This window comes from Klebsiella sp. CN_Kp100, from assembly GCF_040065315.1.
In the GTDB taxonomy this organism is placed as follows: domain Bacteria; phylum Pseudomonadota; class Gammaproteobacteria; order Enterobacterales; family Enterobacteriaceae; genus Klebsiella; species Klebsiella oxytoca.
Window position 1 is genome coordinate 1 of the sequence record NZ_JBEAIJ010000040.1, and the last position, 21049, is coordinate 21049.

Below are 21049 nucleotides of genomic sequence, written 5' to 3' on the forward strand. Positions count from 1 at the left end.
CCGGCGCAGATATTCAGCGCCGGTGTCCCGGCAGCCGGCCGCACGGATGAAGAGGAATATGACGCGGGGAAGGTGAGTGAATAATGAACCTGGCGGCGGCCAGCCGCGACGATATTTGACGGTCTTAAGACCTCTTCGGCGTGGCTGGAAATGCCCCCCCTCGTATGAAGCTATTGTGTCGGAGACGGGACGCGGCGAAGCAGAACAAATCCGGTTACGGCCGGAGAGAGAATTGTTACCTGGCGTACTGAGATCTGTCTTATCGCTCAGAACGGCGGGTAGTGCGTCAGTAATCTGAATATCGACCCATTAAGGAGAGCGCAATGGCGAAAGGGAGTGACTTGATTCGCGTTGACAGAACTACCTGCGGCGGATTTATCTGCCGGTTCACTATTCTGGGCGTACCGGTTGCGCGTGAAATAGACCGGGTAACGGGTGGTCAACATCCGGGCATATACACGATCGCTGGCTCTATTCCTGGAGACAGTCTTGATGGCCTGGGGTAGGCCGGAACGTTGCACAATAAAAGTTCCTGTCCTGGCCCGGTTCGGTTTATCGCCTCAATGATGAACGATACCTATGAGCTGTGATGCTGCTAAAGGTGTATCAGATCGTTCTTCCTTCCCGCGCTTTTAACAAAACGCGTTCACGTTGCTACAAGGCACAGCATAAAATTCTATGGATGACTTAACTCTGCGTTATTTTGACGCCGAAATGCGTTACCTGCGTGAAGCAGGTGAAGAATTCGCCCGCGCCCATCCTGACCGGGCAGCGGCCTTAAATCTCGACAAAGCGGGCGCGCGCGACCCGTATGTGGAACGCCTGTTTGAAGGCTTCGCCTTTCTGATGGGCCGCCTGCGGGAAAAACTCGACGACGATCTGCCGGAACTGACCGGCGGTCTGGTCAGCATGATCTGGCCACATTACCTGCGTACCATTCCTTCGCTCTCCATTGTCGAATTCACCGCGGACTGGCATGAACTGAAAGAACCTCTACGCATAGAAAAGGGCTTTGGCATACTTTCGCAGCCTATTGGCGAAAAGCGCACCCGTTGCCATTACACCACTACGCAACCGTTGACCCTGCTCCCCATGTCGCTTGTCCGGGCGGGGATGTCGACGGAAGCGGACGGGCGCTCGCTTATCCGCCTGCGCTTTGAGTGCAGCTCGCTGGCAGACTGGAGCCGCATCGATGTAAGCCGCGTCCCGCTGTATCTGAATGCCGATGCGCCGCTGGCCTGCGCTCTGCATGAGGCGCTGACGCTCCGGGTGGCGAAAACGTATGTTCGCCTCCCCGGCAATGCCGAACGCTGGCCGCTGGATGCCCGTTTTGCCGTCTGCGGTTTCAGTCAGGATGAGGCGCTACTGCCGGAGAGCGGCAGCTTCAGCGGTTATCAGCTGTTGCTGGAGTATTTTTCCTTCCGGGAAAAATTTATGTCGGTGTCGCTGCGCGGCCTGGAAAATGTGAATTTCCCTGAGGTTCTGGCGTGGTTTGAAATTGATATCGTGCTGGAGAAACAGTGGCCGCACGAATATGCGCTGTCGGAGAAAAATCTGCGCCTGCATTGCGCGCCGGTGATTAATCTGTTCCCTCTGGAGTCCGATCCGCTGCACCTGGACTCGTTGCAGACCGAATATCTGCTGCGCCCGATGCGTATCCAGGATGGGCATACCGAGATTTATTCCGTGGATTCGGTCACTTCCTCGCGCCATTCCGGCCATCAGACGTATGTGCCCTTTACCAGCTTCCGTCACAAAGGGGGCATGCTGCGCCATGATGCGCCGGAATATTACTATCATACGCGGGTGAAGCCCGGTCCTTCCGGACTGCACGACACCTGGCTGATGCTCGGCGGCGAGGCGTTTGATAACCACAGCGTACCTGAGCATGAAAAGCTATCGCTCAGCCTGACCGGCACTAATGGTCAACTGCCGCGCCGGGCGCTACAGAGCGCGCTGCTGGATACGGTGGTGAAATCCACCGCCACGCCTATCCAGGTGCGCAATCTTTGCGCCCCGACGCTGCCGTGCTATCCGCCGGATCGCGACCGATTTCACTGGCGAGTACTGAGTCATCTCGGCAGCAGCTTCCTGTGGATGATGGATAACGCCGACGTGCTGCGCGGCGCGCTGGCCCTCTATGACTGGACCGATAACGAGATGAATCGCCGCCGCCTGGAGGCGATTGTCGATGTCAGGCACAGCGAGGTGGAACGTTTTGCGCAGGGCCATTTTCTGCGCGGCGTACAGATTGAGGTGACCCTCGACAGCAGCGGCTTCGCCGGGCACGGCGATATCTGCCTGTTTGGCGAAATGCTGAACCGCTTTTTCGCGCTCTATACCGATATTCATCTGTTCAACCATCTGATTCTGATACTACAACCTGGGGGAGAACGTCTCGAATGGCAGGAGAACCACAACCGCCGTATTCCCGGCTGAGCCCCCGGCTGGAGCGGGAAATCCATCGCATTAACTTCTACCGCTTCTGCCAGTTACTGGAAAAGCGTCACCCGGAAGCCTCCCCGTTGGGCGGTACTCTGAACCCGACCAGCGATCCGGTACGTTTTCGCCCGCATCCGGGAATGGGCTTCCCGGTTAGCGAGCTAAAAGCGGTGGAATATGATGAGTATCATCCTGATGCGCCGCCGACGGTGCGTACGACGTTTATGGGGCTCTACGGCGTCGACTCACCCCTGCCCACCGCATGGCTCGATGATATCGCCCGACAGCGGGAAGGGCACGAAGCGCAGGAGGCCTTTCTCGATATCTTTAACCACCGCATTCTGACGCAGTTCTATCGCATCTGGCGAAAATATTCGTACCCGGCGACGTTTGAAGCGGGCGGCAGGGACAGCACCTCGCAGAGTCTACTGGGACTTATCGGTCTGGGTATACCGGGTACCGCAAAGCATATCGCCACTCCGACGTCGCGTTTTCTGGCGCTGCTCGGCATCATGCGCCTGCCTGCGCGTACCGAAGAGGGCGTGCAGGCGCTGGTACGGCTGCTGGCTCCCCGCACGCAGGCCCGCGTCACGCCGCACTCTCCGCGCCCGTTTTCCATCAGCCATCCTCTGGGGTTTTACGACAATGACGATTTTCTGCTTGATGGCTATAGCGTGCTGGGCGATGAAACGACAGAGGTCAGCAGCCAGCTGTTGATTGCGCTGTATACGGATGATATTGCCGAGACGCAGGGATGGTTACCGGAAGGGCAGCTATATCAGGACTTTGTGGTCCTGCTGCGGGTCTATCTCGGGTGGCGCTATAAGGCGCGGATACAGCTGACCGTTCCTGTTCAGCTACTGGCTGCGCCGGTGCTGGGCGACTCCCCTTTTATGCTCGGCATGACGGGAGTACTGGGTGTGGAGGGGGAAACGATCCCGCCCGATATCCCCGCCGCTTTTACTATTGAGCCAGGCAACTATAACGGAATGCCGTCTGCAACTTTACAACAAGGAAACCAACGTGTTGCGTATCACTTCGATTAAGCGATCTACCTTACTACTTATACCGTTAATGCTGACGGGGTGTGGCCTGACACAGAAAATTAGCGACGGCACCTCATCGGTAGTGAAATCGGTCTTTTATAAACCGGTAAAAACCCTGCATCTGGAGGTGACTGGCCGGGCAGAGCTGAACACCGATGAGCGGGAAAATGCCTCATTCTCCCAGCCGGTGATGGTATGGGTGTACCAGCTCAGGGACCGTAAGGCGTTTGATCAATTGCTCTATCAGCAGCTGGCTTCGGAAGGCGATAATGCTGCCGGAAACGAACTGCTTGCCAGCCATAGCCTGGTGGTGAAACCCGGCGCAGACGCCAGCCTCGACATGCCGATGGATGAAAGAACGCAGTTTATCGCGGTGGTGGGGCTGTTTCGGGCGCCGGATATGGTGAGGAATGACTGGAAGCTGGTACTGAGACGCGACGACCTCGATCCGGACAAACCGCGCGTTATTGAAGCCAGCCAACATCGTCTGACGCTGCAACCGAAGAAGGATGACTGATGATGGGGGGAACTTCTCTGTATGAAATGCTCTACGGCAATTTTGCCGGAGGGACTGCACTGGACCAGGTGAGCGAAGAAACCCAGGTGATTCTGTCGGTTCTGGATAATATGCAGCGCATTCTTAACTGTCGCGCAGGGACGCTGGCGCATCTTCCGGATTATGGCCTGCCGGATATGACTAAAATTCTGCAGGGTATGCCAGGGACGGCCCATGAACTGATGAGCATCCTGTCGACCGTGTTGCTTAAATATGAGCCCAGGCTAAAGAAAGTGAAGGTGGTTCTGCTGGCGCAGGCGATGGCGGGCGAGCTGCGCTATGGGCTTGATGCTGAGCTGAGGGGTATTGGCCTGGTACGTTATGGTACCGTATTTATGCCCGAGGGAAGGGTGCTTATTCGTCATCTGAAGCAGCAGCATTACCTGGAGGCACATTCCGCAATCCAGGTTTTGCAGGCTGGTATCATCAGCTCGTCCAACGCTGAAGTTTGATGAGAACCGGCGACGGCCCGTGCCCGCCGGGGAATGATGCGCGTTAAAGATGAAAACGCGCCATCGACGCTTTTCTTGCGAGCTGGCGCGGTCCGCCGCGCCAGCTCCGCCTGCAGAGACGTTTGGCTACCCCTGACCTGCGGGCCGTTTAATAACTACGTAACTCACTGGCTTCCCAGCTATAAACCTCATTACCAACTAACGAATCGCCAAGTTCCTGATAATCAAAATGATAAAACTCAGCGCTGGCGCCATAGCCGGAGTAGTCGACTGCCGCAAGGCCAACAAACGCTCCGGTAAAGAAACCGCCATAGCTCTGCAAGACATAGTCATCTGAAAGGATAGCGGCATCTAACCTGACCGGGATTTCAGTGAACGCGACGCCATCAAAGCTATATTCATAGCTATACGTTTCCTTCCTGACTTTGCTGCGCAACCAGACATATTCGACATGCTCTGGCACCTTAATGGCATTATCTTTCAGATAGGAAGTATATTTTCCGCGATTATTTTCCCCTATCTCAATGACCCTTCCATTAATTTCATTCCAGGTAACAAACACAAAGCTCCAGTGGCGATCGTTATAGTAATTCGTTAATCCTGCCATTTGCTGGTAGTTGAACGGATCAAATTTTACTTTTACCTGGGCATCAAAATAAAAGGCTTGCCAGCGGCGGGCAATCAGCGACAGATCGTGCGTATTGGCTAAAGAGCCCTGGCCGATTAAGGTGAGTTTTCCGTGTCCGGTAGTACCCATTTTCTCGCTAAAGGGCACCCGCAGCGTATTCCAGTTGGGATCGAGCGTCGGCGTGGTAAAGTCGTCGTGCTGGCTACGATCCTCTGCAATTTCGGTATAAATGGCGTCTTTCGGCCCCTCGACGAATGTTTTACCGCCGTGACCGCCCGCAATACGCGGCCAGCCATCTTCATCCCAGTACACTTTTTGGATCGACGTTTCTCTGCCGAGGGTTGACCAGCCGCGAGGATCGTAGACCGACTCGCCAGGGCGATTCCACGGACGAGCGCAGAGCGAGGCATAGTACCATTCGCCTCCTGGGGTAGAAACTAAGGCGCCATGCCCTTGCTTTTGGATATAGCTGTCTGGCGTATCAACATTCGTTAAGAAGACGTCTCCCGGTTCGGTGGTAAAACTGTAGGCTTCCAGCGTTTTTGAGCGGGCAACCACTTCCTGGTGGGTAAATACGGTCCCTCCCTGAGCGGCAAAAAGATAATAATATCCGTTGAGTTTATAGAGATGCGGCCCTTCAACGAGGCCAACGGCAGTCCCACGATAAATGGTACGCGCGGTTCCTGGCATTAATTTCAGGGTTTTGGTATCCAGTTCGGTTAACGTAATGCCGTCAAAAGGGTGGTGATATTCGCGATGATCCCAGGTTTGCTGCACGATATATTTTCGGCCATCATCATCGTGGAAAAGAGAGGCATCAAAACCCACGCCGTTAAGCTTGACAGGATCGCTCCAGGGGCCGCGAATATCGGTTGCGGTGGTCAGATAGTTAGTCATGTCTTTAAAGGCGCCTTCGGTGACTTTGACATCGGTATACACTAACCAGAATTGACCGTCGGCCCAGGAGAGCGCCGGCGCCCAAATGCCGCCGGATGAGGGGTTGCCTTTCATATCCAGCAGGGTGGTCGTTGACAAAGGCGCAGGGAGAAGATTCCAGTGCTCAAGGTCTTTTGACTCATGTAAACGAACGCCAGGAAACCACTCAAATGTAGAGTTGGCGATATAGTAAGTGTCCTCAACACGGATAATACTGGGGTCGGCATTAAATCCACGTAAAATAGGGTTTTGAATAAGAGACATATCATTACACCTTTTTTATTTAAAAGTTCCAACTGCGTCAGATTTATATTTTTAACTACACGCGTATCTCATCAAGCTGACGATTGATATCGGTCACGTTTTTGTCCGAGATGGGATAAACCTGGATAATGATCATTGAAATAATCGCCAAAGCAATCGGGATCCAAACTGCGGTCATTATAATCCCCTCGATTGCGCTGGCACTTTGCCGGGCGCCGGTTTCATTGAAGCCATAAACGGCCAGCAACCACAGAGGAATCGCGCCGCCGATAGTAAAGCCAATCTTAAAAAAGAGCCCCATAATAGCGTTAATGATGGCAGCGTTTCGTTTGCCCGATTTTAGTTCGCCATATGCAATCACTTCCGGCACCAGCGCCCACATGAAGCCGGTCGCTGACGTTAAGCCCCACTGTTTAATAAATGTCGCGATATAAGCAAGCCACAGCGCATCGTGCATACCCTCGCGCGACCAAATATAGGTTAATAATTCACCGACAATGAACATGGCCAGAAAAAGATGGAAGAACCCTTTTTTGCCAAAAATTTTCTTGAGTCGCGGCCAGAAAATGGGGAAAGCAATGCCCGGAATAGAGGCGACCAGGCCAACTGCCCCCATCCATTCTGAATGGCCAACAACGTACTGATTGAAAAAGCCATTTACCGTGTTCATAAAAAACATGAACGTAAAGGCCAGCATAAAGAACAGTCCGAGAATAACCAGCGGGCGATTATGTTTGAGCTCAAGAAAAAGATCGGTGGTTTTGACGTTAGCCGTCTGTTCCGCTGTCGCCACCACACGTTCTTTGGTGAATTTATAGCAGATGAAAAGCGCCAGCGCGCCAATAAACATATAAATTGAGTAAACGCCAAACCAGGCATAGTTCGCAGAAGGATCGGTATAGTTACCCAGATTGAGTTCAATACCAAAAAAACCGGTGTCCTTCAGGCTGCGATCTTTAGGCGAAGCCATTTGTACAAACATCGGGAACAGAGTATAGACAAGCAGGTTGGCGCTGTTGGCCAGCATCATTCGCGTACTGGTGAGCTTATCAATCGATTCCGGGTCGCGCGTCAGTGAAGCGTTAAGTGAACCATAAGGAATATTCACGAGCGAATAGACTAAATCCAGCGCCAGATAGATGATAAAAGCAAAAGGGACTGAACCGCGGACGCCGGGGATCGGGGCAAAAAGTAAAGCGGAAAGGATCACCAGCGGCGCGCCGGCTCTGAGCAGCCAGGGACGGTATTTCCCGGCGTTCGATGTTCTCTTGTCAACGAAAGTTCCCACCATCGGATCCCAAAAGACATTGATGATGCGGACAAAAAGGAATATAAACCCTGCCGTTGCTGTACTGATGGTATTAACCGTCAGCATGTGCAAAGCAAGAAAACCGCCAATTGTGCCAAAAACCAGGTTTTGAGCAAAGTCGCCCATCCCATAACCAATACGTTCCCCGCGAGTTAATTTATGATATTCGTCATGGCGACTTTGCATTATGTTTTTACCCATGCTGAGCAGACTCCGGCTTGTTGTGTAGATGTGTAACACTTTCTGACATAAATGATCTCGAAGAATCTATTACGTTTTTAAATTAATTTATTATGTTTTTTTACTTCTGTGATCATCAAAGCAAAGGCAACTCCAGAGTATGTTGAGTCGCTACACAAAAATGCTATTCCGCCTGCGTTGGAATTTTCTAAAACCACCATTTTATCCCTTACAACTTGCATTCCTGCATAAAATGTACGCCAGATAGCTCCCCGAGTATTATATATATAAAGCTGTTATTTGCGAGATGGCTCACATTTGGGGCTTTTCTTAATCGCTGAGTGAAATAACGTAATTCAATGACCGGGCAGGAGAATAGAGGATGTGTCACAATTATTAATTTACTTTTCCCTTGATTTTGGCGTTTAGCATGCAACGGTATTTTGCGAGGGGCACGGTCAGCGTTTTTACCACCAGCGCGGCGCTGTCGCAGTCGAGTCGTTACGGTGTTCCTGGCGGTAGCGCAGGTTAATACGTCCATCACTGCCGGCGGGTGGTTGGCCGATCCGCAAGCCTTGTGGACGCTTGCACTGCAATAAAGGCATGCAGTCGAAAAGGAGAGGGCCGGGACAATAACGTTTTTACCCATACTGTTTTGCATTTATGCAGCCGATGAAGACTTGCCGGGTATATGCCGCAATAATCGTAAGGATATATCTGCAGGGTTTTCCTTATACCCTATGAAAAATAGCTGGGGGCTGTTGGAATAAGGATATACGTTCCGTCGCAAATGCCAGAGCCGTTACTGAGTTCACTGCTGGTCCGCGAATTATCCTTAGGGTGGATTTATGCGGATTAGCGTTAATGATGACTCGTTTATTAGGGAGGTGCGACAACCCGAATAGTGAAAAAATCTCAGTGGCCGGACAAAATAAAAATTAAATTGCTCTCATGATAGCGGCATATTCTGCCTGCCCGGAATGGGATTGTTATTATCTGAATAAAATTAACCTGTCTTGAGATAAACATGACAATGATAAAAAACTTACATCAACGATGGCGGTTATCGCCGCTGGCCTTCCGCGACTATGACAACGGCAAGGACACTAGCGACAACCGTAAAACGATGGCGCCATCGTGCGGCCAGTGTACTTCTGGAACGATGTGCATTCGACCTGGCTGGAAGCAAGCTATCAGCGCGTCGATTACGATCGGGGCGGCGATAACCAAGGCTGGAAGCTGACGCTGTCGCAAAACATCGCCATTGGCATGGGGGCGGAGAGCCGCCCGATGCTGCGCTTCTACGTCCCCGGCGGCCGGGAGGACAATAAGCACATCGCCAAAGTGAACGACAGCAGCGTCGAACGGCTGCATTCGTTAAATGTCGGCGGGATGTTTGAGGCGTGGTTCCAGGTCTGTCGGCATCTACGCGAACAGGCTGGCCTGCGCCGGCCTGATCGCGGGTTCTGTAGACTTAATTCACCGTCAGGCGCAGGGCCAGATCCTGCGGATAGGGATCAAAGTAGTTCTGCGTCTGCAGGTAACGATCCGGGTATTCCGCCAGATAGTGCTTAAGCAGCGTTAGCGGTGCGAGGATCGGCAGCAGTCCGGAGCGATAGTTAAGGATCACGTCGCGTAACTCGCCGCGCTGGCGGCTGTTCAGCTGGTTACGGAAATAGCCCTGAATATGCATCAGTACGTTGGTGTGATTTTTACGCGAGGCGGGCTTTTTCAGGATCGCCATCAATTTGTCGCGGTACGCCACATAGAAAGCCTCCAGATCCTCCCATTCATGCAGCGAGGCAACGAACGGGCCAATTTCCCGGTAACCCGCCTGATGGTGAGCCAGCAGCTGAAGCTTATAGCGGCTATGGAAATCCAGCAGCCCACGGCGCGTCAGGCCACTTTTGTGCAAGCAGTTGAGCTCGTGCAGGGCAAAAACTCTTTCGACAAAATTCTCACGCAGCGCCGGATCGTGCAGGCGACCGTCCTCTTCTACCGGTAGCCAGGGATATTTCTCCAGCAGCGCGGCGGTAAATAACCCTGTGCCTTCTTTACGTCCGCGATTGCCCTTATCATCATACAGCCGCACGCGCTCCATACCGCAGCTCGGTGATTTGGCGCAGACGATAAATCCCGATAGTTCGCCCAGCGTCGTAAGGTGGGCGCTGGCAAAATCGGCCATTTTCTCCGTTACGTCGTCGTGCGGAGCATGGGTGAAGCGCATGCGGATATCCCCTTCGCGAGTTTGGACCAGCCGCAGCGCAGGCCGGGGAACGGGCAGGCCGATCGCCATCTCCGGACAGACGGGCTTAAACGCGACCCATTGCGCCAGCTCATCCATCACGAATCCCATTCGCTTATGCCCGCCGTCGAATCGCACGGCCGCACCGGTCAAACATCCGCTGATCCCAATCACAGGTTGTGTGCTCATGGCATAATCCTCTTTTATTGTGCTGTCCGGGTGAAGAAAAGGGTGACGGTGGCGACGGTAACGCCAAATTTCTTCATCTCCGTTTTGTTGAACAGATGCACGCCGTCCTGCAGGAACATCCAGTCGTCGAAATCGAGTCGCCAGCGGCTACCCTCGGCTTTTACGTTCATGCTGTAGCGCCAGTGAAAAGCGTTGCCCGATGCCTGGCCAAGCGCCACGCCGGTAATATCGCCAGCGGTGCCTTGATAACGGTTGTCGCCGGTGCGGCGAATGCGCCATACCCGCTGCTGCTTTTCGCCATCATCGTAGACAAAGCGTTCATGTAGCGTCAGCGTGTCGCCAACAACCTCACCGTCAATCTCAACATGAAAGCGGCGTAGCTGCTTGCCATTGCGATCCTGCACCATCCCCCATGCTTCGGTTTTACCCTGAAAATAGTGGAAGATATCCAGCGCCGGCTGCTGCTGTCGATAATCGGTCACTTCGGCGCTGCAGCCCGCCAGCGCCAGCATCAGCAGCGCGAGGCCAAGGGTCAAAATGCGTTTCATGATGTTCGCTCCGCGGTGAGCTGCACGACGCTGATGGTGCGGGCGTTAAATCCGGCCTCACAGTAGCCGAAGTAATAAAGCCACATGCGGCGGAAACGTTCATCAAAGCCGAGCTTCTCGATATCCTGCCAGGCGTGGAGAAAACGCTGCCGCCAGTGGGCCAGGGTACGGGCGTAGTCCGGGCCCATATCGAACAGATCGCGCATCACAAAATCGGTATGGCGCGTCATCAGTCCGTTCATCACTGTAATGCTGGGCAAAAATCCGCCCGGAAAGATATAGCGCTGAATAAAATCCACGCTTTTGCTGTAGCCGCGATAGCGCTGGTCCTGGATGGTGATTGCCTGGATCGCCATCCTGCCGCCCGGACGCAAGCGCGCCTGACAGGTGCGGAAAAAAGCCGGCAGATAGCGTTGGCCCACGGCCTCAATCATCTCCACCGACAGCAGCTTGTCGTACTGGCCGGTAAGATCGCGATAATCGCAGAGCAGCACGTCGACGCGATCCTGAAGCCCGGCGCGGGCAATCCGCGCTTTGGCCCACTGAAACTGTTCCTGCGACAGGGTGGTGGTGGTGACCCGACAGCCGTAATGGCGAGCGGCGAATTCGGCCATTGCTCCCCAGCCGGTACCGATCTCCAGCAAATGATCGCCGGGCGTAAGCGCCAGACGCTCGCACAGGCGCGCCATTTTGGCCCGCTGGGCCTGGGTGAGATCCTGACCGTCATCGGTAAACAGCGCGCTGGAGTAGAGGAGCTCGTCGTCAAGAAAGCGGGTGTAAAAGTCGTTGCCCAGATCGTAATGGGCGGCGATATTCTCCTTCGCCTGCGCGCGCGAGTTGCGGCGCGTCCAGTGGCGCAGTCGTTCTACGGGCTTGCCCAGTAGCCGGAAGCCGCGCTCCAGCCGTCCCAGCACCTGGCCGTTGCGCGCCAGGATCTGCAGCAACTGCGTCAACTGCTGGCTCTCCCATTCGCCGTCCATCCAGGCCTCCGCCGCGGCAAGGCTGCCGCCAGTGAGTAAGCGCCAGTAGACGCACGCGGAGAGGACGTGCGCGTCGGCGCGTAACGTCGCGGCGGGGTCGCCAAAGTGAAAGGTCTGCGCCCCTTCGCGAACGGTGAGCGAGCCTTCACGAATGCCGCTCAACAGACGAAAGAGCAACCAGCGCGCGATACGCACGTTGCGCGGGATATCGGGCTCAAGCGCAAAAACGGGATCGGTCATGAGCGTTCACTCCTGCTGACAGGATGATTGTACAGCGGCACGCGCTTGAGCCACAGCCGTAGCGCCTGCCAGTAAATCGCGAGAACGGTTTTCAGCGTCATCAGCGGAATGCGCAGCAGCAGCCCTCGCAGGTTGGCCCGGGTTAAGGGTTCACGGCTCAGGGCCAGCGTGGCATCGAAGACTTTTGCCGTCTGATGGTTCTCAATATGCATATGCAGCGTTTTACCGGGCCGGTTGAATCGCCAGTGATAGACCATGTCCATCGGGTTAAACGGCGAGACGTGAAATGCCTTATCCAGCGGACGCGTCCGTTGGCCGTCCACGGCGTAGTAATGCCGTTCATTCCACGGCGTGTTGCGCACTTCTGCCAGTACCCAGCGCAGGGCGCCTGCGCCGTCATAGCAGTAGTAAAAGTTGACCGGGTTAAAATGAAAGCCCAGATAGCGCAGCTGGGTCAGCAGCATAACGCGGCCATCCGGACGCGCGCCGGTCAGGCTTTCCAGCCGATTCAGAACCTGCGCTTTCAGCGGCGTACCCAGCGGGTAATCCGCATCGTAAAAAGAGGCGGCAGCAAAACTATTGCGGCGGATACCCACTTCACTGAGCAGGTCCAGTTCATCCAGATCGAGCCAGGCCATGAAGATGCGATAGCGAAAATGGTGTGCTTTCGGCTGGAGACGGCGGTGGCGTAATACCCCTTCATACAGGCAGCTGTTCATTTCAGCGATTCTCCGTCGCGGCGATGCCGTTGACCACATCGAGGGCGCTGCGCACGCCATCTTCATGGAAGCCGTTATACCAGTACGCGCCGCAGAACCAGCTCCGCTGGCGGCCGTTGATCTCCTCGCGCCGCAGCTGAGCCGACCCGCTTTGTGGATTAAACAACGGATGTTCATAGACCATACGTTTCCAGACGAAGCGCGGGTCCACCGGCGTCGGCGGATTGAGGGTGACGCAGAACAGCGGGGCGTCGGCAGGCAGGCCCTGAAGAATATTCATGTTGTAGGTGACGCAGGCGCTGGCCTGATCCTGCTCGCTCAGGCGATAGTTCCAGCTGGCCCAGGCGCGCTTACGCACCGGCAGCCAGCGGGGATCGCTGTGCAGAACCACCTCGTTGCGCTGCCAGCCGATATCGCCCAGAATCTCGCGTTCGGCGACGGTGGGTTCCGCCAGCATGGCCAGCGCATCGGCCGAATGGCAGGCGAAGATAGCCTGATCGAAATGCTCCTCTCCCGTTGCCAGTTGCAACGTCACGCCATCCTGACCGCGGATAACGTTTTGCACCGGCGTATTGAGGCGGAGGCTCAGGCGATCGCCAGACCGGGCAAGCAGGGCGCGGACGTATTCGCGCGAGCCGCCGGGCACCACGTACCACTGCGGACGCTGGCGGATATCCAGCAGGCCGTGATTATCAAAGAAGCGTAAGAACAGCGCCAGCGGGAAGCGACGCATCTCCTGTAGCGACGAAGACCAGATAGCGGCCCCCATCGGCAGAATGTAGTGGCGCGCAAAAAAAGGGCTAAAGCGGTGGCGCTCGAGGAAGGTCTGTAGCGTGGCAGCCGGGTCGAACGCGCCTCCCAGAGCCTGCTTCGCCAGCCGATTAAAACGGACGATTTCTCTCAGCAGCCCCCAGAAGGCCGGCTTAAGCAGATTGCGTCGCTGGGCGAAAAGCGAACTCAGGCTATGACCGTTATACTCCAGGCCACTCTGCGGGTTATGGACCGAAAAGCTCATTTGCGTTTTTTGGCCGCGGATCCCCAGCTCGCTCAGCAGGCCGATAAAGTGCGGATAGGTGCGATCGTTATACACAATGAATCCGGTATCGATGGCCCACGTACCCTGCGGCGTGGCGATATCCACCGTTGCGGTGTGCCCTCCCGGCGTGGATGCAGCTTCGAACAGGGTTACCTGGTGTTGCGCGGCAAGACGCCATGCGCAGGTCAGCCCGGCAATCCCGCTGCCAATAATCGCGATTTTCATGACCGTACCATCCTGCGTAACAGCTTGCGTTGAAGACTTTCAGGAAGCCCGGCCAGCAGGCGCAGAAGCAGACAAAAGCCAGTCGGGAAGGCAATACGATCGTGACCTTTCGCCAGGCCGCGGCGAATGGCTTTCACCGCCTGCTCCACGCTCACCTGTCCAGGCATTGAAAAATCGTTCTGACGCGTTAGTGGGGTATCAACAAACCCTGGCGAAACGACCGTGACGGCGATCCCTCGTGGCTCCCAGTCCAGGCGCAGACTGTTGGCAAACCAGGTCAGCGCCGCTTTCGATGCCCCATAGGCCTCGGCCCGTGGAAAGGGCAGCCAGTGCGCCATCGAGCTCACCAGCACCACGCGATTCCCGGCTGACAGCTGCGACTGAAGCGCTGCCAGGCAGTTCACCGGCCCGAGAAAATTGGTGGTGATGACTCTTTCAACCAGTCTTGCATCAACCATGCCGCGATCGAGGTATTCGCAGGTCCCGGCGCAGAGAATGACCCAATCGGCGCGGCAGTTAGCGAGCGTCTGGCGACAGGCATCCCTGTCCGTCATATCGAATGAGAGAACGCGGATGTTGGGGCTGTGCTGCTGTAGCGCCGCCAGACGAGACGGATCGCGGCCGCAGGCAATGACAAGATGACCATCCGCAGCAAAGGATCTGGCGAGCCCGGCGCCAATGCCGGAGCTGGCGCCGGTGATCAGAACAGTCATCATTTCTGCACCCTCCGCTTGACGCCGCGCACCGCCGATCCCAGCAGGGGAAGATGTTCATACAGCATCTCTCCGGCGTCGTAGTAGTCACGCTGATGAATAATGCGTTCGTCCTCAATGGTGACCGTTGAACATCCCGCAAGCTCTAGCGCCGCTCCGCCGGCAAGTCGCGGATGCGACCAGTGCATGGTCCAGGCGACGGCAAAGCGTTGACCGGCGCAGAGCGGGGCATCGAGGGTGAAATGGCAGTGATCCACGTTAGCCAGCAGGTGTGAAAGGTAATCCTGGATTGCGGCCAGTCCCTGATGTTGGCCAAAAGGATCGATCAGCACGGCATGGGCATGGTACAGCTCGGCCAGCGCTGAGGGCGGCTGGGTATCAAGCGTGGCATAGTACGCGCTAAAACGACTGATGGCGGACGACGAGGGACGCATAGGTCACTTCCTGAGTAAACAATGTGGCATAGTTAAAACTTACACAATTAATAATATTTGTCCAAGTTTTGGTGAAAATATTTTTTATTGTTGTTATTTATCATGTGGTTATTATTGAAACTTTGATGCGTGGTTCTGGAGGCGTTAGCGAGAAAAGAGGCGTCTGCGAGCGGGTGCGAAAAAGTTGTACGAAAAAGGAGAGGGGGATTTTTATTGGGGCGATACTGAGGGGCCTGTTCGCTGCGCCACGGGGTGTGGCGCATGCCATTACAGCGCGACAATCTCCAGCGAGACAACCTGCTGCTGCCAGCGTTCAATCTGCCTCTGCCGGGCAGGCGAGAGTTTACCGATCGTCACCAGCAGCCATTTGCGTTCTGGCAGGATCTCCGGTGCAAGGGTTGCGGGAGGGGTGGGAAGGACGTCGATGCGGTGACCCTTGCCGGTGCGCTTGAGCGCTTCAAGCCAGATTTCGCAGGCGTCCGTCAGGTGCCAGCCGGTGATCAGATAGTTATCGCCGGGCGCTTTTTTGTCCCCTTCGAGGCAAAAGGAGGTATAGGCGATAATGATGCCATCGAGGATTTCGCGCAGCGTCATGATTGCCGGGACATTGGCGGAAACCTGGCTACGCAGCGGGCGCAGCACTTCGGTGACCAGCTCGGGGCGGGGATATTCACGACCGGCGTCGTAAATCAGCTGGCGCAGTGATTCGATTTTTCCCTCTTTCAGTCGCTGCAGCATGCTTTCCTGCAAGGTGAGCCAGTTATTTGTCCGTCGCGCGCCGGGACGGGCCAGCAGGGGCTTGACCTGGCTGACCGGCACCCCTTTTTTGACCCAGTCGAGAATTTTGAGCGCCTGCTGAATATCGTCATCGCTGTACAGACGATGGCCGCCATCGGTACGCTGTGGCTTAAGGAGGCCGTAGCGACGCTGCCAGGCGCGAAGCGTGGTCGCGTTAATGCCGCAAAGCTGCGCAAATTCACCGATGGAGTAGGTCATAAGGTACACCTGATAATCAACAATACTCTCAATAATATACTACGAATAGCGGCGGGTTGAATGGCTTGCCCCGTTTACCCGCCGCCAGCGTTGCCATCGCTCAGTGAGCGGAAAAAGCATACAACCCATAAATCGCCGCCATCCCTGCGATGCTGACCATCGTACTGATGACGAACCAGGTCCTGAACGGCTGCTTCTGCGTTTTATGGCGGAACAGCCTTTGGCCCGCTATGGCTCCAGCCCAGCCGCCCAACAGGCCAAATGTCAGTAAAGTGGCCTCGGGCACTCTACGCCAGGCCCTGCGCGCCGCCATTTTATCCACGCCATAAATCACCAGCGTCAGTACGTTAATCAGCAGCAGCCAGACAGCAAAGGGCCAGGAGGTAAAAAAGCTACCGATCGCTGCGAAGATCAGTAGCAGCCAGCAACACCGGTTGAGATGCATAATATGAGCCGCGGTTATTTTTCAGCGTGAATGCAAGCCGCATTATACGCATTACCCGCGACGAGAAAACTCCGCTGCTCGTATCGGATTCCGTGAGCTTATTTCGCCGGTTGACGGCTGGTGAGCAAAGTCATACCCACCGCGGCAAGCAGCAAAATGCCGCTTAAGCCAAACGCGCTTTGCCACCCCAGGCGGTCGAATGCCCAACCTCCAGCAGTTGAACCCAGCGCGATCGACAGCTGAATGACGGCGACCATCAGGCCGCCACCCGCCTCGGCATCATTGGGCAGGGTCCGCGCTATCCAGGTCCACCAGCCGGTTGGCGCCGCCGTCGCCAGCATTCCCCATAAGCTTAACAGTACGGCAACGGGCCAGACGTGGTGGCCGACCAGAAGCAGCGTTGCGGCAATCGCCGCCATCAGCAACGGGAGGGTGATTAAGGTCTGATAAAACCGGGCGTTGAGGAGCGTCGAAACGCACAGAGTGCCGATAAAACCCGCGACGCCGATAGCGAGCAGAATCAGTGACAGACCTGAGGCGCTGATATGGGTTACCGTTTCCAGAAATGGCCGCACGTAGGTAAATAAGGCAAACTGGCCCATAAAGAAAAGTCCGCAGGCCAGCAGGCCGATGGCGACGATGGGGCGGCTGAACAGACGAAGCAAAGCACCGCGTGGCCGACTCGCTGTGGCGCTTTCCATCGCTGGCAGGCTGACGCACTGCCAGATGAATGCAGCTATCGCCAGCGGCACGAGGCAGAAAAAAGCGCCGCGCCAGCCGACGGTGGCTCCCAGGTAGCTGCCAAGCGGCGCCGCTACGACGGTTGCCAGCGCGTTACCGCCGTTGAAAATCGCCAGCGCACGGGGAACCTGGTGCGCCGGCACCAGTCTGATAGCGGTGGCCGCCGACATGGACCAGAAGCCACCGATAACGACGCCAATCAGGGCTCTTCCCGCCATATAAACCGCATAGTTGTGGGCGAGGGCAACAATCATTCCCGACGCCGCCATCAGCACCGTCAGCCCCAGCAGGAGATATTTACGATTCAGACTGCCGGCAAGGTCAGAGATGGTCAGGCTGGTCAGCACCGCCAGGGCGCCGGAAATCGCAATGCCCTGGCCTGCCAGCCCCTCGGTGATATTTAACTCTCTGGCAATCGGCGTCAGCAGGCTGACCGGCAGAAATTCGGAAGCGATAAGGACAAAAACGCACAGCGTCATGGCAAAGACGCCGCCCCAGTGGGCGGGGGGTTGAGGGTGTGGTGTATTACGACTCAATATGGACATGATGGACATCTCTGGATATTTTTTCGGCCAGATTCAGGCCCTGCCGCAAAGGACGCCTGGCATGGAATAGCGGCAAAAAAGGCGGTGAAAAGTCATGGGCGCGAGGGTCAGCCGCCCGCAAAGACGGGCGGCTCGGGGGCGTTATCTCAGGCTGGTTTTGAAGAACTGTTCAAATCTGGCAAACGGGATTTTACCGGCCGCATTATCATACAGATCGACATGGTTCGCCCCTGGGACAATGACCAGCTCTTTCTCTTTACTGCCGATAGCCTTAAAAGCGTCTTCGGCAAAATAGCGTGAGTGGGCATTTTCACCGGTTACGATCAGCGTCGGGATGGTGACTTCATTGGCATAGCTCAGCAGCGGCATATTCATAAACGACAGCGGCATGGTCGCGTTCCACGCGCCGGTTGAGTTGACGGAGCGGGCGTGGAAACCGCGCGGCATGCGGTAATAATCAAAGAACTCTTTCAATACCGGGTTCGGATTGGCAGGCAGGATTTCCGGCAGGATACGATCGCCCGCGCTGGCGTTGCCTTTCTCATCGACATAAATGTCATGTCCGCCCGGTGCGAAGGTACCGTTTTCCGCATCTTTCCAGCGCTGCGCGTTCAGATATTGCAGTACGGCGCGGCGATCGGCGGTGGTATAACGATCTTTACCGTCGCCAACGCCGTGGCCCATCGCGCGGCTCATATCGTACATAACGCTGGTGGCCACCGCTTTGACGCGGGTATCCATCGCGGCATCGTTGAGCGCCATGCCGCCCCAGCCGCAGATGCCGAGCAGGCCGATTCGGTTGCGATCCACTTCGTTTTGCAATCCTAAAAAATCCACCGCCGCGCTGAAATCCTCAGTATTGATATCCGGCGAGGCGACGTTACGCGGATGACCGCCGCTTTCCCCCGTGTACGAAGGATCGAAGGCGAGGGTGACAAAGCCCTGTTCTGCCAGGGTCTGGGCATACAGCCCGCTGGACTGCTCTTTCACCGCGCCGAAGGGGCCGCTTACGGCAATCGCCGCCAGCTTGCGCTCGCCGCGATCTTTAGGGATGTAGAGATCGCCGACCAGGGTGATCCCGTAGCGGTTCTGGAAGGTCACCTTGCGGTGATCGACTTTCGCGCTTTTCGTAAAGGTTTTGTCCCAGGTTTCGATCAGCGAAACGGGCGCGTTCGGATTGGTTGTATCGGCATAGCTCATGGTTGTTACTCCACTTAATGATGCGCATAGCAGCATGGCTGGCATGACGGCCGTCAGTTTTCTGGTGAACGCTTTCATCAATATTTCCCCTAAAACAGGTTCCTGATACAGGTTTCATACGGACAACGCTGCTGTGCTTTGTTGCAGTGCGCTGATTATAGTTAGCAGTCAGAGTGCTGATTAGCGGGGGGAAAGTGCTAAGATTCATATCAAATTGTGATAAATAGCGAAACGGTAGCGGGGAGAATGATGGCGAGGCGGGAAAACTATAACGATCTTTACCTTTTCATGCTGGTGGTGCGGGAAGGGAGCTTTACCGCCGCCGCGCAGCGGCTTGGGCTGGCGCAATCCGGCGTCAGCCGCGCCGTACGCGAACTTGAAGAAAGGCTCGGCGTACAGCTTCTGGTGCGCACGACCCGTAAACTTTCACTTACCCAGGCCGGCGAGCAGCTCTATCGAACGGTAGAAGCGGGCTTTGATGCATTGGATTCGGGGCTTTCCACTCTGGCGTATTATCGCAACACGCCTTCCGGCACCGTCCGCATTAACGCCAGCCAGCATGCGATTGATAAAGTCCTTCTGCCGAAGCTGGCGGTGTTCAAGCAGCGCTATCCTGATATCCGGCTGGAACTTATTAGCGAAAGTCGGTTTGTCGATATTATTGCAGAGCGGTTTGATGCCGGGGTGCGTCTTGGGCCGGAGGTCGGCGGCGGCATGGTCGCAGTGCGCATTTCGCCCGATATGGAGATGGCCGTTGTCGGCACGCCCGAGCATTTTCGCCGCTACGGTTTCCCGCAAACGCCAGCGGATCTGGTCGTCCATCCCTGTATCGCTTACCAGTTTGGCGACGGTAGCCTTTACGCCTGGGAGCTGAATGAGCAGGGTAAAAAAATTACCCACCGGCCTCAGGGGCAGTGGGCTTTTGCCGACAGCTATATGGAAGCGAAAGCCGCCCGTCTGGGACTGGGCCTGGCCTATGTTCCGCAGGAGCTGGTCGCCGACGACCTGGAGCGGGGCGCGCTTATCAGAGTCCTGCAGCGTTACAGCCAGCGGCTGGAAGGCTCTTTTCTCTATTATCCTCATCGCAACGTCTCCCCCGCGCTGCGGGCGGTGATAGATACATTGCGAACTTGAGCAGGTACGAGGATGCCTGATACGGGAGACGGGCACGAGGAGAGGAGCGGTGCCCGTGGCGGTCAGTGACCGGCGCAGCGCCGAATGCGAAGTTATTAGAGAAATAAGGGTATGTGGTTTTGATGTTAAATGTTATGGTTGTATTTGTTAATTTTTGCGCCAGTTCCTATAATCATCGCCCAACATGTTAGTAGGGCTAAGCGATGAAGTTATTATCTACGGAGCGCACCGATATCTGTTTACTGGCGCCCGATCATGCACGGCATTTACAGCATTATTTGCTGGAAAACCGTTCTCACCTTGCGCCATTCGAACCCTTGCGAAATGACGACTATTTTACGTTAGACACTATTGCGCAAAGAATCAGCAGCGCGCGCAGAGAGTATGACGAAAAACGTAGCCTGATGCTGGTTTTCACCCTAAAAAAATGAACCGCAAATCATCGGCAGTATCAACTTCACTAACTTTGTCTTCGGCGTTTTTCAGGCATGCTATCTGGGCTTTTCCCTCGATCGCGCCTGCCAGGGAAAGGGCCTGATGCGCGAAGCGTTAGAGCAGGCGATTCGGTACGTGCGTGAGAATTACGGGATACACAGGATCATGGCCAATCATCTGCCTGATAACGTGCGGAGCAGCAATACCCTTAAAAGTCTGGGTTTTGTGCAAGAGGGCTATGCGCACTCTTATCTGAAAATTAATGGTATCTGGCAGGATCACGTCCTGAACGCATTAATCTTTCCGGAATGAGTATCTGCTGTCGTGCCGCCGCCAGCCAACGCAGAGCCTATGGCCTGGCGAAGGTTTACTGACGGCACGCCTGTCCTGCTGTGAATTAATCCTGTTAAT

At 55.6% G+C, this 21049-nt stretch carries 19 protein-coding genes and 2 pseudogenes; 8 read left to right on the forward strand and 13 right to left on the reverse strand.

Going from position 1 to position 21049, the window contains the following annotated elements; all coding sequences use genetic code 11:
- Positions 1 to 323 precede the first annotated feature (323 nt).
- The 5 genes from ABLV12_RS16285 (at position 324) to tssE (ending at position 4496) form a co-directional block, all read left to right on the forward strand.
- Entirely contained in the window at positions 324 to 506 is a 183-nt protein-coding gene (locus tag ABLV12_RS16285) for a hypothetical protein (protein WP_004101508.1), read from the forward strand.
- Positions 507 to 678: 172 nt separating this feature from the next.
- Positions 679 to 2439 (forward strand): type VI secretion system baseplate subunit TssF, encoded by a 1761-nt coding sequence (gene tssF / locus ABLV12_RS16290; protein ID WP_348867159.1) that lies wholly within the window; start codon positions 679 to 681, stop codon positions 2437 to 2439.
- A complete protein-coding gene (gene tssG, locus ABLV12_RS16295) occupies positions 2403 to 3488 on the forward strand; it encodes a type VI secretion system baseplate subunit TssG (protein ID WP_348867160.1) in 1086 nt (361 codons plus the stop codon). Before tssF ends, tssG begins: the two co-directional genes overlap by 37 nt.
- The gene (gene tssJ, locus ABLV12_RS16300; RefSeq protein ID WP_348867161.1) at positions 3466 to 4005 is read left to right on the forward strand and encodes a type VI secretion system lipoprotein TssJ; all 540 of its coding nucleotides are present in this window, start codon (positions 3466 to 3468) and stop codon (positions 4003 to 4005) included. The genes tssG and tssJ overlap by 23 nt, the downstream gene beginning before the upstream one ends.
- A gap of 2 nt (positions 4006 to 4007) precedes the next feature.
- A complete protein-coding gene (gene tssE / locus ABLV12_RS16305; RefSeq protein ID WP_187326131.1) occupies positions 4008 to 4496 on the forward strand; it encodes a type VI secretion system baseplate subunit TssE in 489 nt (162 codons plus the stop codon).
- Between the two features lie 148 nt (positions 4497 to 4644).
- Here the strand turns inward: tssE and ABLV12_RS16310 are convergent, their stop codons facing one another.
- Positions 4645 to 6324 (reverse strand): glycoside hydrolase family 43 protein, encoded by a 1680-nt coding sequence (locus ABLV12_RS16310; protein WP_142478538.1) that lies wholly within the window; start codon positions 6322 to 6324, stop codon positions 4645 to 4647.
- 55 nt (positions 6325 to 6379) lie between these two features.
- Positions 6380 to 7819 carry an MFS transporter gene (locus ABLV12_RS16315; protein ID WP_160887467.1) on the reverse strand — a complete coding sequence of 480 codons (1440 nt, stop codon included), beginning with the start codon at positions 7817 to 7819 and terminating at the stop codon, positions 6380 to 6382.
- A gap of 1066 nt (positions 7820 to 8885) precedes the next feature.
- Between ABLV12_RS16315 and ABLV12_RS16320 the strand changes: the two are divergent.
- A pseudogene (locus tag ABLV12_RS16320) lies at positions 8886 to 9223 on the forward strand (carbohydrate porin); the annotation flags it as partial.
- A 64-nt stretch (positions 9224 to 9287) separates the two neighbouring features.
- On the opposite strand, the gene ABLV12_RS16325 reads toward ABLV12_RS16320, so the two are convergent.
- The 11 genes from ABLV12_RS16325 to ABLV12_RS16375 all read right to left on the reverse strand — a co-directional run bounded on the left by ABLV12_RS16325 (position 9288) and on the right by ABLV12_RS16375 (position 19147).
- Positions 9288 to 10247 carry a DUF523 and DUF1722 domain-containing protein gene (locus ABLV12_RS16325; RefSeq protein WP_196090570.1) on the reverse strand — a complete coding sequence of 320 codons (960 nt, stop codon included), beginning with the start codon at positions 10245 to 10247 and terminating at the stop codon, positions 9288 to 9290.
- A 14-nt stretch (positions 10248 to 10261) separates the two neighbouring features.
- Positions 10262 to 10795, reverse strand: a complete 534-nt coding sequence (locus ABLV12_RS16330; protein ID WP_032744894.1) for a DUF3833 domain-containing protein — start codon at positions 10793 to 10795, stop codon at positions 10262 to 10264.
- A complete protein-coding gene (locus tag ABLV12_RS16335) occupies positions 10792 to 12015 on the reverse strand; it encodes a cyclopropane-fatty-acyl-phospholipid synthase family protein (protein WP_348867162.1) in 1224 nt (407 codons plus the stop codon). Before ABLV12_RS16335 ends, ABLV12_RS16330 begins: the two co-directional genes overlap by 4 nt.
- On the reverse strand, positions 12012 to 12734 hold the full coding sequence (locus ABLV12_RS16340) for a DUF1365 domain-containing protein (protein ID WP_004101529.1): 723 nt from the start codon (positions 12732 to 12734) through the stop codon (positions 12012 to 12014). The genes ABLV12_RS16335 and ABLV12_RS16340 overlap by 4 nt, the downstream gene beginning before the upstream one ends.
- A 1-nt stretch (position 12735) precedes the next feature.
- Entirely contained in the window at positions 12736 to 13995 is a 1260-nt protein-coding gene (locus tag ABLV12_RS16345; protein WP_004101531.1) for an FAD-dependent oxidoreductase, read from the reverse strand.
- A complete protein-coding gene (locus ABLV12_RS16350) occupies positions 13992 to 14711 on the reverse strand; it encodes an SDR family NAD(P)-dependent oxidoreductase (RefSeq protein ID WP_064349109.1) in 720 nt (239 codons plus the stop codon). The genes ABLV12_RS16345 and ABLV12_RS16350 overlap by 4 nt, the downstream gene beginning before the upstream one ends.
- Positions 14708 to 15142: a nuclear transport factor 2 family protein gene (locus tag ABLV12_RS16355; protein WP_023320838.1), complete on the reverse strand. Its 435-nt coding sequence runs from the start codon at positions 15140 to 15142 to the stop codon at positions 14708 to 14710. Before ABLV12_RS16355 ends, ABLV12_RS16350 begins: the two co-directional genes overlap by 4 nt.
- Before the next feature lie 267 nt (positions 15143 to 15409).
- A complete protein-coding gene (locus ABLV12_RS16360) occupies positions 15410 to 16138 on the reverse strand; it encodes a MerR family transcriptional regulator (protein ID WP_348867163.1) in 729 nt (242 codons plus the stop codon).
- A gap of 100 nt (positions 16139 to 16238) precedes the next feature.
- Entirely contained in the window at positions 16239 to 16583 is a 345-nt protein-coding gene (locus tag ABLV12_RS16365; RefSeq protein ID WP_016807654.1) for a DUF1294 domain-containing protein, read from the reverse strand.
- Between the two features lie 98 nt (positions 16584 to 16681).
- Positions 16682 to 17869, reverse strand: a complete 1188-nt coding sequence (locus ABLV12_RS16370; protein WP_023320840.1) for an MFS transporter — start codon at positions 17867 to 17869, stop codon at positions 16682 to 16684.
- 141 nt (positions 17870 to 18010) lie between these two features.
- Positions 18011 to 19147, reverse strand: a complete 1137-nt coding sequence (locus ABLV12_RS16375) for an alpha/beta hydrolase (RefSeq protein ID WP_071786774.1) — start codon at positions 19145 to 19147, stop codon at positions 18011 to 18013.
- A 171-nt stretch (positions 19148 to 19318) separates the two neighbouring features.
- Between ABLV12_RS16375 and ABLV12_RS16380 the strand changes: the two genes are divergently transcribed.
- The gene (locus ABLV12_RS16380) at positions 19319 to 20203 is read left to right on the forward strand and encodes a LysR family transcriptional regulator (RefSeq protein WP_004101545.1); all 885 of its coding nucleotides are present in this window, start codon (positions 19319 to 19321) and stop codon (positions 20201 to 20203) included.
- 203 nt (positions 20204 to 20406) lie between these two features.
- Positions 20407 to 20950: pseudogene (locus ABLV12_RS16385) on the forward strand (GNAT family N-acetyltransferase).
- Positions 20951 to 21049: the final 99 nt, after the last annotated feature.

What these genes read in the sequence shown, in the direction of transcription:
- ABLV12_RS16380 (WP_004101545.1), top strand. Translation starts at nt 19,319, where the DNA reads ATGGCGAGGCGGGAAAACTATAACGATCTTTACCTTTTCATGCTGGTG.
- ABLV12_RS16365 (WP_016807654.1), bottom strand. Translation starts at nt 16,583, where the DNA reads ATGCATCTCAACCGGTGTTGCTGGCTGCTACTGATCTTCGCAGCGATC.
- ABLV12_RS16335 (WP_348867162.1), bottom strand. Translation starts at nt 12,015, where the DNA reads ATGACCGATCCCGTTTTTGCGCTTGAGCCCGATATCCCGCGCAACGTG.
- tssF (WP_348867159.1), top strand. Translation starts at nt 679, where the DNA reads ATGGATGACTTAACTCTGCGTTATTTTGACGCCGAAATGCGTTACCTG.
- ABLV12_RS16345 (WP_004101531.1), bottom strand. Translation starts at nt 13,995, where the DNA reads ATGAAAATCGCGATTATTGGCAGCGGGATTGCCGGGCTGACCTGCGCA.
- tssE (WP_187326131.1), top strand. Translation starts at nt 4,008, where the DNA reads ATGGGGGGAACTTCTCTGTATGAAATGCTCTACGGCAATTTTGCCGGA.
- ABLV12_RS16360 (WP_348867163.1), bottom strand. Translation starts at nt 16,138, where the DNA reads ATGACCTACTCCATCGGTGAATTTGCGCAGCTTTGCGGCATTAACGCG.
- ABLV12_RS16370 (WP_023320840.1), bottom strand. Translation starts at nt 17,869, where the DNA reads ATGTCCATATTGAGTCGTAATACACCACACCCTCAACCCCCCGCCCAC.
- ABLV12_RS16355 (WP_023320838.1), bottom strand. Translation starts at nt 15,142, where the DNA reads ATGCGTCCCTCGTCGTCCGCCATCAGTCGTTTTAGCGCGTACTATGCC.
- tssG (WP_348867160.1), top strand. Translation starts at nt 2,403, where the DNA reads ATGGCAGGAGAACCACAACCGCCGTATTCCCGGCTGAGCCCCCGGCTG.
- ABLV12_RS16285 (WP_004101508.1), top strand. Translation starts at nt 324, where the DNA reads ATGGCGAAAGGGAGTGACTTGATTCGCGTTGACAGAACTACCTGCGGC.
- ABLV12_RS16350 (WP_064349109.1), bottom strand. Translation starts at nt 14,711, where the DNA reads ATGATGACTGTTCTGATCACCGGCGCCAGCTCCGGCATTGGCGCCGGG.
- ABLV12_RS16375 (WP_071786774.1), bottom strand. Translation starts at nt 19,147, where the DNA reads ATGAAAGCGTTCACCAGAAAACTGACGGCCGTCATGCCAGCCATGCTG.
- ABLV12_RS16315 (WP_160887467.1), bottom strand. Translation starts at nt 7,819, where the DNA reads ATGCAAAGTCGCCATGACGAATATCATAAATTAACTCGCGGGGAACGT.
- ABLV12_RS16330 (WP_032744894.1), bottom strand. Translation starts at nt 10,795, where the DNA reads ATGAAACGCATTTTGACCCTTGGCCTCGCGCTGCTGATGCTGGCGCTG.
- ABLV12_RS16310 (WP_142478538.1), bottom strand. Translation starts at nt 6,324, where the DNA reads ATGTCTCTTATTCAAAACCCTATTTTACGTGGATTTAATGCCGACCCC.
- ABLV12_RS16325 (WP_196090570.1), bottom strand. Translation starts at nt 10,247, where the DNA reads ATGAGCACACAACCTGTGATTGGGATCAGCGGATGTTTGACCGGTGCG.
- ABLV12_RS16340 (WP_004101529.1), bottom strand. Translation starts at nt 12,734, where the DNA reads ATGAACAGCTGCCTGTATGAAGGGGTATTACGCCACCGCCGTCTCCAG.